The sequence below is a fragment of the Oscillibacter ruminantium GH1 genome (assembly GCF_000307265.1).
Taxonomy (GTDB): domain Bacteria; phylum Bacillota; class Clostridia; order Oscillospirales; family Oscillospiraceae; genus Oscillibacter; species Oscillibacter ruminantium.
On sequence record NZ_DF158898.1, the window covers coordinates 329719 to 345643 of the forward strand.

General features: G+C 53.3%; 15 protein-coding genes and 1 pseudogene. 5 read left to right on the forward strand and 11 right to left on the reverse strand.

What is annotated here, in order from left to right; translation table 11 throughout:
• Nucleotides 1-55: 55 nt before the first annotated feature.
• From ON16_RS09245 to ON16_RS15045, 4 genes and pseudogenes are all read right to left on the reverse strand, one after another.
• Entirely contained in the window at nucleotides 56-331 is a 276-nt protein-coding gene (locus ON16_RS09245; protein WP_040661387.1) for a zinc-ribbon domain containing protein, read from the reverse strand.
• A 111-nt stretch (nucleotides 332-442) separates the two neighbouring features.
• Nucleotides 443-643 (reverse strand): hypothetical protein, encoded by a 201-nt coding sequence (locus ON16_RS09250; RefSeq protein WP_040661388.1) that lies wholly within the window; start codon nucleotides 641-643, stop codon nucleotides 443-445.
• 136 nt (nucleotides 644-779) lie between these two features.
• Nucleotides 780-875: pseudogene (locus tag ON16_RS16150) on the reverse strand (manganese catalase family protein); the annotation flags it as partial.
• Nucleotides 875-1324, reverse strand: a complete 450-nt coding sequence (locus ON16_RS15045) for a spore coat protein CotJB (RefSeq protein WP_051131657.1) — start codon at nucleotides 1322-1324, stop codon at nucleotides 875-877. The pseudogene ON16_RS16150 and the gene ON16_RS15045, both read right to left, overlap by 1 nt.
• A 197-nt stretch (nucleotides 1325-1521) precedes the next feature.
• On the opposite strand from ON16_RS15045, the gene ON16_RS09260 reads away from it, so the two are divergent.
• The 5 genes from ON16_RS09260 (at nucleotide 1522) to ON16_RS09285 (ending at nucleotide 8484) form a co-directional block, all read left to right on the forward strand.
• Nucleotides 1522-2244 (forward strand): N-acetylmuramoyl-L-alanine amidase, encoded by a 723-nt coding sequence (locus ON16_RS09260; protein ID WP_040661389.1) that lies wholly within the window; start codon nucleotides 1522-1524, stop codon nucleotides 2242-2244.
• Complete coding sequence (gene radA / locus ON16_RS09265; protein ID WP_040661391.1) at nucleotides 2245-3642, forward strand: DNA repair protein RadA; 1398 nt, start codon at nucleotides 2245-2247, stop codon at nucleotides 3640-3642.
• A 1645-nt stretch (nucleotides 3643-5287) separates the two neighbouring features.
• Complete coding sequence (locus tag ON16_RS09275) at nucleotides 5288-6175, forward strand: rolling circle replication-associated protein (RefSeq protein ID WP_144032077.1); 888 nt, start codon at nucleotides 5288-5290, stop codon at nucleotides 6173-6175.
• A 12-nt stretch (nucleotides 6176-6187) separates the two neighbouring features.
• Complete coding sequence (locus tag ON16_RS09280) at nucleotides 6188-6724, forward strand: tyrosine-type recombinase/integrase (RefSeq protein WP_040661396.1); 537 nt, start codon at nucleotides 6188-6190, stop codon at nucleotides 6722-6724.
• 746 nt (nucleotides 6725-7470) lie between these two features.
• Nucleotides 7471-8484 carry a tyrosine recombinase XerC gene (locus ON16_RS09285; protein ID WP_040661397.1) on the forward strand — a complete coding sequence of 338 codons (1014 nt, stop codon included), beginning with the start codon at nucleotides 7471-7473 and terminating at the stop codon, nucleotides 8482-8484.
• 400 nt (nucleotides 8485-8884) lie between these two features.
• On the opposite strand, the gene ON16_RS09290 is transcribed toward ON16_RS09285, so the two are convergent.
• The 7 genes from ON16_RS09290 to fba form a co-directional block, all read right to left on the reverse strand.
• The gene (locus ON16_RS09290; RefSeq protein ID WP_040661398.1) at nucleotides 8885-10528 is read right to left on the reverse strand and encodes an S-layer homology domain-containing protein; all 1644 of its coding nucleotides are present in this window, start codon (nucleotides 10526-10528) and stop codon (nucleotides 8885-8887) included.
• A gap of 119 nt (nucleotides 10529-10647) precedes the next feature.
• Nucleotides 10648-11151: an amidase domain-containing protein gene (locus ON16_RS09295; protein ID WP_040661399.1), complete on the reverse strand. Its 504-nt coding sequence runs from the start codon at nucleotides 11149-11151 to the stop codon at nucleotides 10648-10650.
• Between the two features lie 153 nt (nucleotides 11152-11304).
• On the reverse strand, nucleotides 11305-12174 hold the full coding sequence (locus tag ON16_RS09300; RefSeq protein WP_040661401.1) for a sigma-70 family RNA polymerase sigma factor: 870 nt from the start codon (nucleotides 12172-12174) through the stop codon (nucleotides 11305-11307).
• A 26-nt stretch (nucleotides 12175-12200) separates the two neighbouring features.
• Entirely contained in the window at nucleotides 12201-12911 is a 711-nt protein-coding gene (locus tag ON16_RS09305) for an MgtC/SapB family protein (RefSeq protein ID WP_051131658.1), read from the reverse strand.
• A gap of 84 nt (nucleotides 12912-12995) precedes the next feature.
• On the reverse strand, nucleotides 12996-13775 hold the full coding sequence (locus ON16_RS09310) for a hypothetical protein (protein WP_040661402.1): 780 nt from the start codon (nucleotides 13773-13775) through the stop codon (nucleotides 12996-12998).
• 120 nt (nucleotides 13776-13895) lie between these two features.
• A complete protein-coding gene (locus tag ON16_RS09315; RefSeq protein ID WP_040661403.1) occupies nucleotides 13896-14471 on the reverse strand; it encodes a 5S rRNA E-loop-binding protein in 576 nt (191 codons plus the stop codon).
• Nucleotides 14472-14826: 355 nt separating this feature from the next.
• Nucleotides 14827-15795, reverse strand: a complete 969-nt coding sequence (gene fba, locus ON16_RS09320) for a class II fructose-1,6-bisphosphate aldolase (RefSeq protein WP_040661405.1) — start codon at nucleotides 15793-15795, stop codon at nucleotides 14827-14829.
• Nucleotides 15796-15925 lie beyond the last annotated feature (130 nt).

Genomic DNA, 15925 nt, shown 5'->3' on the forward strand with positions numbered 1-15925 from the left:
TCCTATGAGAATAGAAAAAACCGCCCCGTGAGGGGCGGTCGAAAGGGTAACGAGGTTATCTTTTATTGCTGAAACAATCGCTGCAGTACACAGGACGGTCATCACGGGGCTGGAAAGGAACCTTGCAGGGTCTTCCACATTCCGCACAGACTGCATCGTACATCTGGCGGTCGCCGCGATTGGAGGTCATGCCCTTACGGGCCATACGGCAGGACTTGCAACGCTGGGGTTCGTTTGTAAAGCCTTTTTCAGCAAAGAATTCCTGTTCGCTGGCGGTGAAGGGGAATTCCTGACCGCAGTCCTTGCAGACGAGTGTTTTGTCTTGATACATGTAATACCTCTTAAAAGTTAGTTCGCCTTAGGCGATTACTTTACAATACACTACTTCAAACCAAAAGTCAAGTAAAAGAATACCGCCCCGGTGACGGGGCGGGTGCGAGAATCAGGGATTCGGATCTCCGACAGAGCCGTCGCCCTTCAATTCATGAAAAACCTTTAGCTCCGGGCCGGTCGTACCGCCGATGATCGGCTTTGCGTGTTCCTTCCCATGCTTGGCCTTGCCCTGAATCACCGGGACGGGCAAAACGTCGTTGCGGGGCTGCGTGTGCGTCCAGTCGGGACGCGCCATTCCCTTCTTTGCCATTTTATCACCTCCGGGCTTAGTATGCCCCATTCACAGATGATCTGAACACGCTGAAAAACAAATGCGTTGATATTTTTTTACCTTATTTGGCGCCGGATACTGCGGCACAGCCTGATTTTTGCAGTTCAGTGAAATACGGACCACCGTACTGGCTGATGATCAACGCCGCAAGCTTTGGATTGGTGGTTTTAATATTAACGGGGTATTGCAGCTTTTTTTCATAGACAAACATCAGCTGTTCCCTCCTTCATCCCAGGGCCACGGGTCATTCAGCCAGGTGTACTTTCCATCCTCTGTAATATCGGTCTGAAGCAGGGGGCCGTACATCTTCTGATACTTCTCCCGACCCTCTCGGGAGAGCTTGATATAGGACCAATAGAGGTTCAGAACTTCCTGATCCTTCGCGTGTGTGGTGAGATACAGTCCCAACTCGTCAATGGCAAAATCCAACGCCATCAACTCCGCCAGTGCGGTGTTGTTGGTTTTCAACTGGTCGGTCATGGCCGCCTTAAAGGGCAGGTCCAGCCCCGGAAACAGCGTCCCGGTCTGAAGGGCCAAGGCGTTTTCATAGCGGGGAGGATCCTGCTCCTGCATCGGGACATAGGGAAAGGCCAGCGGCGCGCACTTGCCGGGAAGATTTCCGGCGTTCTGGCCGCAGGAATTCATTTCAGGTTTTTCCATCTGCAACTAGACTCCTTCCATTGCACAGGTCGCGCGCGGCGTCGCGCGCTCATTCCCATTGTATGCCGGAGAATCTACGCAGGTACATCTTGCAGGGGGGAACAAAGCGGTGCTATAATAAACTATACACAAAAGCACCGCCTCAGGGGGTATATGGGAAAAGCCGTCCGTCATATCCTGCACGGGAGGCGATAGCCATGATCGTGTTGATACGTAAATCCCATCTGGGTTTTTCCGCACTGCTGTTGGCGGCGGTGGCCGGGATGGCGGCAATCCTGTGGCAGGGAAGCGAAAGTATTTCCACATTCTCGTCCGCATCAGGCGGCGAGTCCGCGTGTGTGGTGGTGGATCCCGGCCACGGCGGAGAGGACGGTGGCGCCGTGGCGAGAGACGGCACGGTGGAGAGCGGGCTGAATTTGCAAGTGGCTCTGCGGGTAAACGATCTGCTCCGTTTTTTAGGGCAGGACACCGTGCTGACCCGGCGAGAGGATATCTCCATCTATTCTGACGGGGCGCAGACGCTTCATCAGAAGAAAGTATCCGATCTTAAAAATCGGGTGGCGCTGGTAAACGGACTTCCAAACGCGGTTCTCATCAGCATCCATCAAAACAGTCTTCCCGGTTCTCCCAAGACTCACGGTGCACAGGTGTTCTATAACGGGGTGGAGCCTGCTTCGACTCTGGCCGCGTCCACACAGGAGCGGCTGAATCAGAGTGTAAATGCCGGGAGTGGAAAAACACCCAAGCGCATTTCAAATTCCATCTATCTCACCAAAAATGTGACCGCTCCGGCCATCATCGTGGAATGTGGGTTCCTCTCAAACACAGGGGACACGGCCCGCTTACAGGAACCGGGGTATCAGCTGCGGCTGGCTACAGCGGTGGTCGCCGGATATTTTTCTACGGAGGAAACGCCATAAATGAAGGCAAAAACAACTTTTTACTGCACGGAGTGCGGAAATGAAACACCAAAGTGGGCGGGAAAGTGTCCGGCTTGCGGCGCGTGGAACACGGTGGTAGAGCGTCCGGCGGAAGCCGCGCCAAAAAAGTCCCGGGGACTGGGGAAGGCAGCGGCGACCGCCGCCATTTCCTCTGCGGGCAATTCTCACCGTGCCCGCCCGGTCACGGACTTGGAAACTGCGTCCGAAATCCGGTTTCCCACTGGAATGGGAGAACTGGATCGGGTTCTGGGCGGGGGAGCGGTCAAAGGGTCGCTGGTATTGGTGGGCGGCGCGCCCGGCATTGGAAAGTCCACGCTAATGCTGCAAATTTGCAGCAAGCTGTGTGAGTTTTCCAAGGTGCTGTATGTATCCGGCGAGGAATCGGAACACCAGCTTAAGCTCCGAGCCAAGCGGTTGGACGTGGAAAGCGAACAACTGTTCGTGATCTCTGAGACTTGTCTGGGAGACGTTTTGGAGACTGTGGCGGAGGAACAGCCGGATATTCTTATCATCGATTCCATCCAGACCCTTTACAACGACGCGTTGGAATCTCCCGCCGGAAGCGTGGGGCAGGTGAAAGACTGCACCATGGCGCTGATGCAGCTGGCTAAAGGGCGGGAGATCACCGTGTTCGTTATCGGCCACGTTAATAAGGAGGGATCTATCGCAGGACCCAAGGTTCTCGAACATATGGTCGATTGTGTGCTATACTTCGAAGGCGACCAGCACAGTTCCTACCGCATTTTGCGGGCGGCGAAAAACCGTTTTGGTGCTACCAACGAGATCGGTGTCTTCGAGATGGAGGACGCGGGACTGCATGAGGTGGAGAACCCCTCGGAAATGCTGCTGGCGGGCCGTCCGGCGGATGCGCCGGGAACCTGCGTCACCTGTGTGATGGAGGGGGTTCGTCCGGTGCTGGCAGAGATTCAGGCCCTGATCGCTCCCAGCAGCTACGGCACACCCCGCCGTACCAGTAATGGTTTTGATTACAACCGGGCGGCTATGCTGCTCGCAGTGCTGGAAAAGCGGGGCGGGCTGAAGCTCTCCACCTGCGACACGTATCTGAACATCATTGGCGGACTGTCGCTGGACGAGCCTGCCGCTGATTTGGCCGCCGCAGTGGCACTGGCATCCAGTTATTTGGACCAGCCGATCCCAAGCGATCTGGTGGCCATCGGGGAGGTGGGGCTGACGGGGGAACTGCGCAGCGTCAACCAGCTTGGCCAGCGGGTGAACGAGGTGCAGCGGCTGGGTTTTAAGCGCTGCCTGATTCCTGAGCGCCGTTCTCAGACAATTTCTGCTCCGGTGGGTCTTGAGCTAATTCCGGTGCGGAATATTGGGGAGGCTCTGCGGGCAGTGATGCGCAAACAGGGATGAAGTGGACACAGCCGCCCCCGGCGGGCAGCACTCCTGCGGCAGCTGCGCAGTCCAGATCGCACAGTCCGTCTTTCTGGTAGATGCAGGGAGAGGTACAGGGAATAAGGCCCATGCAAATCAGTCCATTTCCTTTTATTTTGAGTGTCCCCGAGTAATTGATTCTTCAGATAGGATGCACCGGAACCGGGCCGTTTATGTCCGACGAAGAGTGAAATACCATATGTTTGACTGATGCAAAGGAACCGTCACGCAAGACGGTGGGTCGCGCAGGGAAGGGTAGACACGCGCATCGGGACAGCTTGAAGGAGGGACGTATGTTCGCATATTTGAATTTGAGCGGGCAGTCCGGCATTGCATCCTATGATTACGGCGAACCTTACGTCAAGGTGCGCTTTAAGACTGGCGGAATCTATACTGTATAGCTATGAGAGCACCGGGCCCGGCCCAGTGGAGTATATGAAGACTCTGGCGGAGTGAGGATATGGCCTGAACGAATTTATCAATTCCGTGGTGCGGAACAACTATGCACTGCACGTTCGGGAGGACTGAGGACAAGCCTGCCCGTTTTCCAAATGGCTTCGTCCCACAAACTGTGTTTTATTGTTCAGCAGGGGATCGGTGTAGAAGAAAGCGATTTTAAAAGAGATACTTTACTACACCATGCGTAGAATTATTTTAAATGCAAGCAAGATTGAACAAAATACCCGTTTTGTTCCTTTTCGGCGGATGGATGTTGAGCCGCCGAACCGGGGACAAGCGAAAAAGAAAGCGCCCAGAGGCCAAAGCCTCTGGACGCTTTCAAGCTAACTTTCGTTAACCCTGCATTAAGTATAATAGCACCGTCCCATTGGTTTGTCAAGCCCTCGTCCGCCGCAGCGCGTAAACCCTGCGCTTCCCCCACCCCCACAGGGGGAGGGGGACGGGAGGGGGAGAGGGGGAAAAAGCCCCGGGGCGCGATTGCTTCATGGGGCGCGGAGCGCCACCCGACCAAGCCCACGGGGCGGAGGCGGGGCGGCTCTTGGGGCGACTGGGGGGACCCGCCGGGTAGCGCCGCGCAGCGGCGCGGACAACGCTAACACCACAGAACCCGCCGTGGGGCAAGGACGCGGAACGCGCCCGGCTCGACCCTTGCCCCACGGCGTGGCTCTGTGGTATGGGGGCGGGGGGCTGTCGCCCAACCGCCCCACCGGGCGGCGCGCGCAAGGGCGGCAAGGCCACGAACCGCCGCCCCAGCCGCCACCACGCCGCCACACACAGCCAGACCAAGGACGGCGGGGCTGGCGGGGCGAGGCCGCAGTCCGCCCGCAGACGCAAAAAGGGTCGCGGGCAGGCTTGCCCGCGACCGCGCCGCATACCGCAGCTGCCACGGCCCGTAGGACGGGGCAAGCGGACGGGAAGCCCCCCGACGGCCCGCAGGACGGAGCGGGGGCAGGGGCCCGAACGCATCCCTTCGGGGTGTGGGGCCGCAGCCCCACACGTGGCGGCTACGCCGCCACGGCCCCGCCACAGCGGGGCAGGGCGCGCAGCGCCCGGAAGCCCCCCGGTAGACCGCCGGGCCTCATACTTGATATAGGGACAGTATTCCGTCAGAAGCGACGGGTAGACTGTACCACCTGAAAGTTCCTCGTCCCTTGCCGCGCAAGGTATGACACCATCTCAAAACCAAATTTACCACAATTGTCGAATCAAGACCTATCCCGACGGAACGTCGGAGGTCTTGTGCTGCAATCGCCAGCTTTTTCGGGAACCCGGCTGGGAGGCACAACGGCGCGAACCGCGCCCGCTGCCGTCCGGTGCAGAGCCGGACGAGGCCGACAACCTTGACCGCGCCATGAGGCGCGCCTGCTCTGCCGTCCACGACATTGCCATGTCCAACGATTGGGCATGGTTCGTGACCCTGACGCTGGACGCGCGGCAGGTAGACCGCTACGACATGACCGCCATTACCCGGAAGATGAATAACTGGCTGGACAACCACGTCCGGCGGCACGGCCTTGCCTACGTCCTTGTGCCGGAGCGGCACAAGGATGGAGCCGTCCACTTCCACGGCTTCTTTAACGACGCTCTGAGGGCCGTTGACAGCCGTCACAAGGATGGACACGGTCACAGGGTCTATAATCTGCCACAATGGACGCTAGGCTTTACTACGGCTATCGCGCTGTACGGCAACAAGCAGTCCGCCGTCGGCTATGTGTGTAAGTACGTCAGCAAGCAGCGGGAGAAGATAGGCGGGCGCTGGTACTACTCCGGCGGCGCGCTGCGTAAGCCGGAAATCCAGCTGACCGACGCGAATATCGAAGACATGGAAGCCGCACCGGAGGCCCGCCGCTTCGAGGTTCCCCAGCTGCCAAACATCCGCTTTGCGGCGTTGACATCACAGGGTTTCTGTGATGTCAACCAGCCGCCCGCGAAAATTTGCGAAAACGGGGACGGGTTGACATTTTTTGGACTGTCCACCGCCGCCGCCGCGCCGCCCGCCCCAGCGGCTCCCGTCCACGGGGCCAAAAAAATGACCCCAAAAAAATTGACATAGGAGGACGCAAAATTGACCACAGAATATCTGCTGCACGAACAGGTAAACCATGTTTTGTCCGCGCTTACGAAGCAAAACGCGCTCATCATTCAGACCGTTTTACATACCGGGCTGCGCATTTCCGACGTGCTGGAACTACACACAGAGGACTTGAAGCCCAGCATGTGGGTGGTGGAAAAGAAGACGGGGAAGCGCCACCGCTGCGGCCTGACAAAGCCGCTTCTGGAAGCCGTCCGGCAGCAAGCCGGGCCTGTGTGGGCGTTTCCCGGCGCGAAGCCGGGAAATCACAAGACCAGACAGGCTGTCTGGAAGGATGTGAAGCGCGCAGCCAAGGCGTTTCGCCTTGAGCAGAACGTTGCGCCACACAGTTTCCGCAAAATCTACGCCGTGGAACTCATGCAGCGCTACGGCGATATCCGACGTGTTCAACGGGCCATGGAGCACGCAAGCCCGTCCGTGACGGCGATTTACGTGATGGCTGACGCGCTGCTGTACCGCAAAAACGTCCTCGCCGAGCAGCGGAGACGGAAATTTTTGGTTGACAACTGATTAGCGCCGTTCTATACTTGTGTCAAAACAACCCTGCACAGGAATGAGGGCTGTTTTGACACGGTCAATACGGCGCGGAAGGAGGGAGGCAAGCTAGGTTCGGCGACGGAAAAGGTTCATGCCATCGGTTGCCGGAACGGAACAATAACGTTTATTTTGTTGCCCGGAGCGGTCACGGCCCAAGCGCGGCGCGGGGCGCGCTCCCGATGCGCTGCTACGACACGCAGCGCGCGCAGCCCGGCGGAACGCCGGGGCGGAGGGCGAACAATCTTGTCTGCTACAAGGATACTCCGTGACCCCACAGGGGAACGGAGATTTTAAATGCAGGCAAGATTGAACAAAATAAAAATTTTGTTCAAAGTGGGGTAGACCAGTTCCCCGAAATGGCCGTTTTTGGCCGTTTTTCCGCCTATGTACAGCCAAGTGCTTGTTGCCATGACAATCTTAAGGCTCTGTACGTTTTTTATAATGCTCTTCATTTACAGATTCTGTTCTGCATCTTTTGTCGGCATTGATTTTGTCTAGTGATCCCAGTGCGAAAATTTCACCATAAGTATTTTACGCGCGGATCGGCCGTATCTACTGTGGGCTTTGGCACTTTTGCGTCAGACACAGCTTTGCAATCTACTCCGCAGACCGGTTTCCAGCGATTTAAACACCTCCTTATGATGACTTCTCTGATTGCAGCCCGCTCCAGCAGCTGAAATTTTTCCATGTGAAATTGTAAAACGATTGCAGGTGATTTTTTGAACGATTATCGTACCGAAGCGCCACCAGTCCTGCGGGATTTTTTGGCGTACCACGAGACGATCAAAGCCCACTCCAAGCGGACTGTGGACGAATATTTTTTGGATCTGCGGAACTTTTTTCGCTACATAAAGCAGGTTCGTGACCCATCGTTAAAGGACAAGCGTCTTGACGAAATCTCTATCTTGGACGTGGATCTTGACTTTGTTAAATCTGTAACACTTACGGATGTTTACGGCTATATGACCTATCTCAGCCGCGACCGTGTACAGCATCAGAACAGCTCTGCATCTGATTATGGACTGAACGCTGCGTCCAGAGCGCGAAAAATTGCGACTTTGCGTTCCTTTTATAACTATCTAACGAATAAAGTCCATTTGATCTCCGAAAACCCCGTGAAGGACATTGACTCCCCAAAAACCATGAAAACATTACCCAAATATCTGACCTTAGACGAAAGTATCCAGCTTTTAGACTCTGTGGATGGCAAAAACCGGGAGCGCGACTACTGCATTCTGACGCTGTTTCTCAACTGCGGCCTGCGAATTTCAGAGCTGGTAGGGCTGGATTTAAACGACATCCAAGACGAGGCGCTCCGAATTCTCGGTAAGGGCAACAAAGTCCGCATCGTCTACCTGAACGATGCCTGCAAGGATGCCCTGCGCCAATATAAAGCTGTGCGGCAGCCCATCGTGGGCCGGGATCAGAACGCTCTTTTCTTGTCAGCGCAAAACAAACGCATCAGCCGATCCGGTGTTCACGCGCTCGTGAAAAAACATCTGGGTGATGCCGGTCTGGATGCGACGGAATACTCCGCGCACAAACTCCGCCACACCGCCGCCACACTGATGCTCCAAAACGGTGTGGATGTGAAAGCCGTGCAGGAGGTTTTAGGCCACGATCATTTGAATACTACCGAAATTTACACCCATATCGACAACGATGCCCTCCGCGTTGCCGCAAAGGCAAATCCCTTGTCACACGTTAAGCATCAACGGAAACAGGATTCTTGATTTGAAGATTGCCGTGAGGAAGACATTACCATTGCAAAACGGTAACAAATCGGTTACAATGACTCTTGTCTTCGCGAGACAAATTCGATATAGGAGGTTTCCGTACATGTTTTGTAATTCTAATTTCAACTGCGATTTCAACGGTGCCAACGGCGGTTTTGACTGCGGCGCTCTCTTCCAGATGCTGAGCAAGTGCTTCGGCTTTGGCTGCTAATTGACACAGAACTTACGGCTCGCACTTACAGTGCCACTAGTGCTGTACTGAGCGATTGACCTTCGGCGGTCCCGCCTTGCGGGGCCGCCTTTTTTGCGCCTTCCCCCTTCCTTGAAAAAAGCGCACCGCCGCCGGAGGCTTCCGGCGGCGGTGCGCTTTTTATATGTAATGCTTTAATTTTCGCAATCAGCTCAGCAGACTGTTCCAGTTCCAGCCATGATTTTGCGGCAGGATTCCAAGCCGCCACAGAGATACTCCGGTAATTCCCAAGAGCTTGGCGGCGTTCGACGATGCCTGCACGCTATCCCCATCCTGATACCACATGAAATACCGACTGCCATCCTCTGCGGCGTAGGTCGCATAGGGCATCTGGTACGCATCCGACCAGCCCAGTTGCGTCCCAGCCTGACCCAGCCGCTGGTAAACGGTCTCTGCCGACGGATAGACCGGCGTGCCGGAGAGCAGTTTGCCAGCCGCGTCGATTTTCCAAGCCACCGGCTTGCTGGAGTAGCCCAGCAGAATCTTAGAAACGTCCTCCACACCGGTGTTGGCGTTGGTAATCGCCAGTAAAGACGCATACACTTGGTCCATGGGGGCCGGAGCGGCGGTCTTATGGTATTCCGTCCCCACGTAGGAGCTCAGGTCCCGAGCGTCATAGTCATAGGCCATCAAGATCACCTTGTCGGCCAGTTGTCCGATGGCACGGTAATCGTAGCCGTCGTAGTAGCTGCCGGTAGTCAAAGCCGGGGAAACGCAGACATATAAGCTCTTGCCAAGGGAATGCACTTTACCGGAAAGCGCAGTGAGAAACGCAGTGTAATCCGCCTTTTGGGTGCTGCGCAGACCCTCAAAATCAATGGTCACGCCGTTGTAGGGATTCTTTCCAATGGCATTGTAGGAAACCGTCAGTTCATTGACGATTTGCGTCACTGCCGCTTCCCTTCCGCTGGTGGAGGAAATCAATTCCTTCACGCCGCCCGCCGCATCCATGAATACGGTGAGGTTCAGGGGTGTACCGTTGCTCTCCAGATAGCTTATCACATCCTGATAGCCACTGGGTATGGCGTACTCGTTGCTGCTTGCGCTGGTGGTGGACAGCAGGGCCGATGTCCCGTCCCAAGTCATCCGGCTCCATCCGGCGCTGACTGCCTCCATCCCGCTCGTCAGCCCTATCTGGCTGTAAGAAGAGATGGCGTAGAATCCATGGACAAAGTCCGTCTTCTGGTGCAGCTTTTCATAGATGCGTACCAGCATGGCGGCTGCCTGCGCCCGAGTGGCGGAGGCTGAGGGTGCAAACGTGGTGGCGCTGGTGCCGGTGGTCATGCCTATCTGATAGGCCACGGCCACATACCCCTTTCCCGCCGTTACATCCGTGAATGGCAGGGCCGCCTGCTTTTCCTCGTTGGCGGCGGCCCCCTTCAGCCCCAGCGCACGCACCAGCATCTCGGACATCTCCGCCCGGGTGATGGCGTCGTCCGGACGGAAGTTCTTTCCCCCGTCTACCGCATCGTGAGCCGCCGCAGTCTCCGCCGCGGAATACCAGCTGTGGGAAGCGGGTACGTCTGCAAAGGACGGGGTTGCAGGAGTCTCCGTCCCCCACCCCATCATTCGCGCCAGTACAGCTGCAAACTGCCCCCGGGTCATGGAGTCGGAGTACCCGAAGGTACTGGCACTGTAACCGCTCATCAGGCCGTAATCCACGGCCTTTTGCACAGCACCCGTCAGAGAGCTTCCAGATGGAATGTCGGTAAAGGAGACGACTGCCGCCGCTGGGACAGTTAGGGATGCCGCCAACGCTGCAGCCAGAACCCCCGCGCATAATTTTTTCATTGCTTTCGCCTTTCTTCTGTAAAAATAACTGATAAATTCGGCCGCTTTCAGCACCTCAGCATCAAAAGCCGGTCGAAGACTTTTTTAGTATAACACCGTTAAAATCTCAATTCAAGACTTTAGGGCCGAGTGACGCCGATGATCTGGATGGGGCGAATCATGCGGTATTCATAACTGGAAAGAGGCCGGTTATCTGCATCGTAGCTGTGGGCAGCCACCAGAATGTTCTCCGGTCTAAACGGCGGCCAAGCCGCAACCACTACCGGCGTGTGCTGGTAGACGTCCCCTTTAAAAGAGAGCTGGATTACGTCGCCGGGGCGAATCTCCTGCAGGGTACACTCCCGTCCAACCGGCCCCACGGAGGGCTGGGAACGGACGAGAAAATTGAAGAAATACTCCACTCCCGTCCAAGACGGGGATTTTTGATTCGCATCAATGTAATACCAGCCAAAGGTCGGCAGGAAGTTCATGATGCCGGACCCGGCGAAGACACACTGGGACGCGAAATTGGTGCAGTCGCCGCCCAAGTTCTCATAGTCGTAAAAATCCGGATTTCGACCAAAGGCCCACCGATGGGCATACTGCACAGCCGCCCGGCGGTCATAATCCTGCAAAAATTTCATAATAGGCCCCCCTTCCCTCTCTTCAGAGTATGCCAAAAGGGGCGGACGTGTGAGCATAAGGACCGGGATGGCGATGCTTTCTTTCGAAGAAAGAGCGATAATAGAAACCACCCTCTACTTGCATTTTGCAGTAGAGGGTGGTTTGCGGCGTAATTATACAAATTCGCGCAAATACTTGCTTCGGCTCGGATGCCGAAGTCTGCGCAGCGCTCTTGCCTCTATTTGACGAATCCGCTCTCTGGTAACACCAATATAGTTGCCAATCTCTTCTAGTGTATGGGGTTCATATCCATTTAATCCGAACCTCATATTGAGGACCATTTGCTCTCGTGGTTGCAAATAGGAGAGTTGCTTGTTAATTTCCTGACGCATCATAGTTTCTATTACTTCTTCTTCCGGAGAAGCGATAGTGGAGTCTTCGATAAAGTCTCCTAACATAGTAGACTCATCACCACCAACAGGGGTTTCCAGTGAAACTGTTGGTGCAGAATTTTGCATCAACTGCTCCACTTTCTCAATGGAAAGACCCGTGGCTTCAGATAAATCTTTTTCAGTAACCGTTTCTTTCTGCTGATAAACTTCCTGTGCAGCTTTATTGATTTTCCGAAGGTCTTCGTTGAAATGCACGGGCAGTCGTACCGTCTTGTCCTGATCGGCTATGCTTCTTGTAATCGCCTGTCGAATCCACCATGTTGCATAAGTAGAGAAACGAAACCCCAGAGTATAGTCATAACGCTCCACAGCTTTCATCAGACCCAGATTCCCCTCCTGTATGAGATCCAGAAAGGTCATTGACTGCGTATACGATGTATGTTTCTTTGCCAAGCTGACGACGAGGCGCAGATTTGAACAGATCAGCTTTTCTTTTGCGTTTTGATCTCCATTGGATGAACGAATCGCAAGCTGGCGTTCTTCTTCCTGGTCAAGCAAAGGTGACGCACTCGCTTGCTTCAAATAATGCTGCACAGCACTCGTAGCGGCAGTGTCCGTTTGGTTTATAGGTACAGAGTAATCGTCGGGCATTTGAACCTCCTACCTTTTCAAGTATATCAGGCTATTTCTCGTATGTATTCTACACCGTCCAGTGCATAGAGATTATCAAGGATATCGTTATGATTCAGTTTTTGAGTAAGACCAATGGAGAAGATCAAAGTTCCTAGCTCCTGATTCAGCGTTTTTACATTCCCTCTTTGCATATCAAACAGTTCAAAATGTTGCTCTTGCGTATATTCAGACAGTCTGCGCAGAGAAAATGAGGAATTGTATTCCAAATAAATATCCATGGTCTTGGCGTGCTGCTTGATGTAGATATCTACTTTTTTCAAACTTACAAGAGCAAATAATGAGAAACCAAAACCAATCACGGCTCCCATATAGAATCCAACTCCAATCGCCAGCCCCAGCCCTGCCGCCAACCAAAGTCCCGCCGCTGTAGTAAGGCCGCGCACCTCATCATTCCGGGTTACAATGATTGTTCCAGCACCCAGAAAGCCAATTCCGCTGACTACCTGCGCAGCAAGACGCGTAGGGTCGGTTTCGGGGTAAATAGTTGATATATATTGATTTGTCAGCATGATTATGGTTGAACCGATACAAACCAGTACATAGGTCATAAAACCGGCGGGACGATTTCGCAAACCACGCTCTGTGCCAAGGATACCTCCCACGAGCAAGGCGAGAACGATTCGCAGCGTTATAGAAAGGCCGTTGATCTCACGGAATAACACGCAATTGAACTCAGGCCATTCAAAAATATTCAAATACTGATTTCCCCCTAAAGTTAAATCTCCATGCTATTTTCAGAGACTGGAAACGGTAAATTGCAGAAATTCCGCTTCCTTTGTCTAACTAACTGATAAGTGGTTGATCCTGCAAAAATACTGATAGAATGCAGTTGCAATTTCTTCTTTTTCGGTTTCTGCGAACAGGCTCGTAATTTGAAGCAGAACCTGCTGCATAATGCTATTTGAAAAGTATTTAAACGGAATGTTTCCCCAGCGCGGAAATACCCCGTCATTTTCAAAATAGTCCCAATAGGGTAAAGCAAACTTTAAAGGCAATAGAATCCTGTATGTTTCATGCACGTTTACAAATCCGTCGTGGCAATACTCCCCTAAGAAGTCCTCGGCAACCATAAAGGCGCCCAATATGAGCCTGTCTTTTTCCTGCCCACCTTTGGGAATTCCCGTCAGCAGACACCCGGAATTTGGTTTTAGTCTGTTTGGAATTCGTGGCTCTCCTTTGGAATGTCCACTTAAATAACAGCCGGTTGAGATCACTCCACTTTCAAAGATTTCATTAAAGTCATCAATCGAGACATGAAAAGCCGCTTGAGAGTTTGGTAGAATTTTTATATTTTTCAATTGCCTGCGCCGTTCCTGCTCCTCACATTCCGCTTTCCAGTTTGCTTCCTCTGCCTGAAGCTGCTGATTATATTTGGCAGTGATCTTTTTTTGCTTTTCAGCGTCCTTCAAGGTCAGATAACGGACAAACGCTTCTGGGTAGAAGAAACGCTTTTCTCCCTTTGAAAAGAGAATAGAAATGATAGTGCCATCGCTGGAAAGGCCGGTCACTATCCCTTTCCCAAAAGAAATATGCTTTACCGCTTGCCCAACCAATTGCATTTTTTCCCCTCCATTCAGAATAATTATAAAAAGGAAAGCCTGCACCGCTCAAACTAAAAAGCAAGTAAGAGCAGCGCAGACTTTTAACAGCCAATATCGTTACAAAAGAATCATCTGCAATTACTCAGCTGCCTGCTCTACTGTGGAAGCGCCGATACGTTTTGCATCCTTGATCCGCAGAATGATCTCATCCTTGTCGATTTTCAAGTCTATTTTCTCATTGTTGAGTTCAGGAATATCCCCCACGGTTAAAACGCTGCCTACGGGCATTCCATCCACATCAATTGTAATTGTGTCGATCATGTCCTCCGGTAAAGATGTGTATGGGATTTCGGAAACCATCCTTTCCAGAGACGCTGTTACCTTTTCCATGTTTTTTAAGATGATATGGATGACGCTACTAACGAGCTGATTGGGTGCTAATGCCTGAAAACGGAAGTGGAGGATCTCGTTGTTCAGATTATCAATTGATTTTTCTCGAATCTGCACCGGGATTACCTTCCCGTCCAGTTCAAGTTTGAGCTTGCTTCCTTCCCGTTTGTGGCGTACCAGCTGCCGTGCAGTGGATTCATCGATCTGAAGGGAGATGGACTCCTTCAAGGGACCGCCAAAAACACTGCCGGGAATATGACCATTCCGTCTCAGGTGTTTTGCCTTTACAGAGAAATCTCTCTTCTCTACAGTGATTGTGTTCATCGTATGTTCCTCCTGTCAGATTGATTTATGCTTAATTTGCAAAATGGGCTGCAAATTTCTGCCGTTGGATATAAAAAGAAAAGAAGGGCTTTTCATATAGCACCAAACGGTGTAATACTAAAAGCCCTTCTTCAAAAGACGGTTCTTTTTATGAAGTTAAATTCAGTATACCACAAACATAAAGCAAAGTCAAATTTTAAAAAATAAACCAAAAGTGTTTGTCCGAGACTAACGGAATAATCCCCATAAGAAAGCCAACCCACAAACCAAAAAGTTTGTGGGTTGGCTGTTTTTTAGATATTAACCAATTTTGCCGTTACAATCTCGTCGGCCGTCAGACAACGCGAAAAACGGCTTATGCCTTGTGGTCGCAGCCCAGAACGTTCACGATCTTGTGGGAGACCATCTCTTTGATGGCCTGACGGGCGGGTTTGAGATACTCACGGGGATCGAAGTGGGCAGGAAACTCCGCAAAGTGCTCACGGATGCAGGCCGTCATGGCAAGGCGCAGATCGGAGTCGATGTTGATCTTGCAGACAGACAGCTCGGCGGCATGGCGCAGTTCCTCCTCGGGTACGCCGATAGCGTTGGGCATCTTACCGCCGTGCTCGTTGATGATCTTCACGAAATTTTGAGGCACGGAAGAGGAACCATGGAGCACGATGGGGAACCCGGGCAGACGCTTGGAGACATCTTCCAGCACGTCAAAGCGCAGGGGGGGCGGCACCAGAAGACCGTCCGCATTGCGGGTGCACTGCTCGGGCTTGAATTTGTAAGCGCCATGAGAAGTGCCAATGGCGATGGCCAAAGAGTCGCAGCCGGTCTTGGAGACAAACTCCTCAACTTCTTCGGGGCGGGTGTAGGAGGAATCCTCAGCACTGACCTTCACGTCGTCTTCTACGCCGGCCAAGGTGCCAAGCTCCGCCTCGACCACCACACCGTGGTCATGCGCATACTCAACGACCTTCTTGGTGATTTCCACGTTCTCGGCAAAGGGCTTGCCGGAAGCGTCAATCATGACGGAGGTAAAGCCGCCGTCAATGCAGCTCTTGCAAGTCTCAAAATCGGGGCCGTGGTCCAGATGGAGCACAATGGGAACGTTGGGGCACTCAATGACTGCGGCCTCAACCAGCTTCAAAAGATAGGTGTGGTTTGCATAGGCCCGGGCGCCCTTGGACACCTGAAGGATCAGAGGAGCGCTGAGATCGCGGGCGGCTTCGGTGATACCCTGAACAATCTCCATATTGTTGACATTAAACGCGCCGATGGCGTAGCCGCCATCATAGGCTTTCTTGAACATTTCGGTTGATGTGACCAGTGGCATATCAATCATCTCCTGTTAAAATTATCAGTTTTCCTCACCGATCGGCGCTGCTTGAACGCCTGAATTATCGCTCTGGCAAAGAAATCCGTTACAGTGGCAATAAAAACGGAGGAAAACGATTTTCTTTTAT

Bases quoted from the DNA above. Each gene is read 5' to 3' on its own strand.
- ON16_RS15045 (WP_051131657.1), bottom strand. From the start codon at position 1,324: ATGGAAAAACCTGAAATGAATTCCTGCGGCCAGAACGCCGGAAATCTT.
- ON16_RS09300 (WP_040661401.1), bottom strand. From the start codon at position 12,174: ATGCCCGACGATTACTCTGTACCTATAAACCAAACGGACACTGCCGCT.
- radA (WP_040661391.1), top strand. From the start codon at position 2,245: ATGAAGGCAAAAACAACTTTTTACTGCACGGAGTGCGGAAATGAAACA.
- ON16_RS09245 (WP_040661387.1), bottom strand. From the start codon at position 331: ATGTATCAAGACAAAACACTCGTCTGCAAGGACTGCGGTCAGGAATTC.
- ON16_RS09315 (WP_040661403.1), bottom strand. From the start codon at position 14,471: ATGAACACAATCACTGTAGAGAAGAGAGATTTCTCTGTAAAGGCAAAA.
- ON16_RS09275 (WP_144032077.1), top strand. From the start codon at position 5,288: ATGACACCATCTCAAAACCAAATTTACCACAATTGTCGAATCAAGACC.
- ON16_RS09250 (WP_040661388.1), bottom strand. From the start codon at position 643: ATGGCAAAGAAGGGAATGGCGCGTCCCGACTGGACGCACACGCAGCCC.
- ON16_RS09260 (WP_040661389.1), top strand. From the start codon at position 1,522: ATGATCGTGTTGATACGTAAATCCCATCTGGGTTTTTCCGCACTGCTG.
- ON16_RS09310 (WP_040661402.1), bottom strand. From the start codon at position 13,775: ATGCAATTGGTTGGGCAAGCGGTAAAGCATATTTCTTTTGGGAAAGGG.
- fba (WP_040661405.1), bottom strand. From the start codon at position 15,795: ATGCCACTGGTCACATCAACCGAAATGTTCAAGAAAGCCTATGATGGC.
- ON16_RS09290 (WP_040661398.1), bottom strand. From the start codon at position 10,528: ATGAAAAAATTATGCGCGGGGGTTCTGGCTGCAGCGTTGGCGGCATCC.
- ON16_RS09295 (WP_040661399.1), bottom strand. From the start codon at position 11,151: ATGAAATTTTTGCAGGATTATGACCGCCGGGCGGCTGTGCAGTATGCC.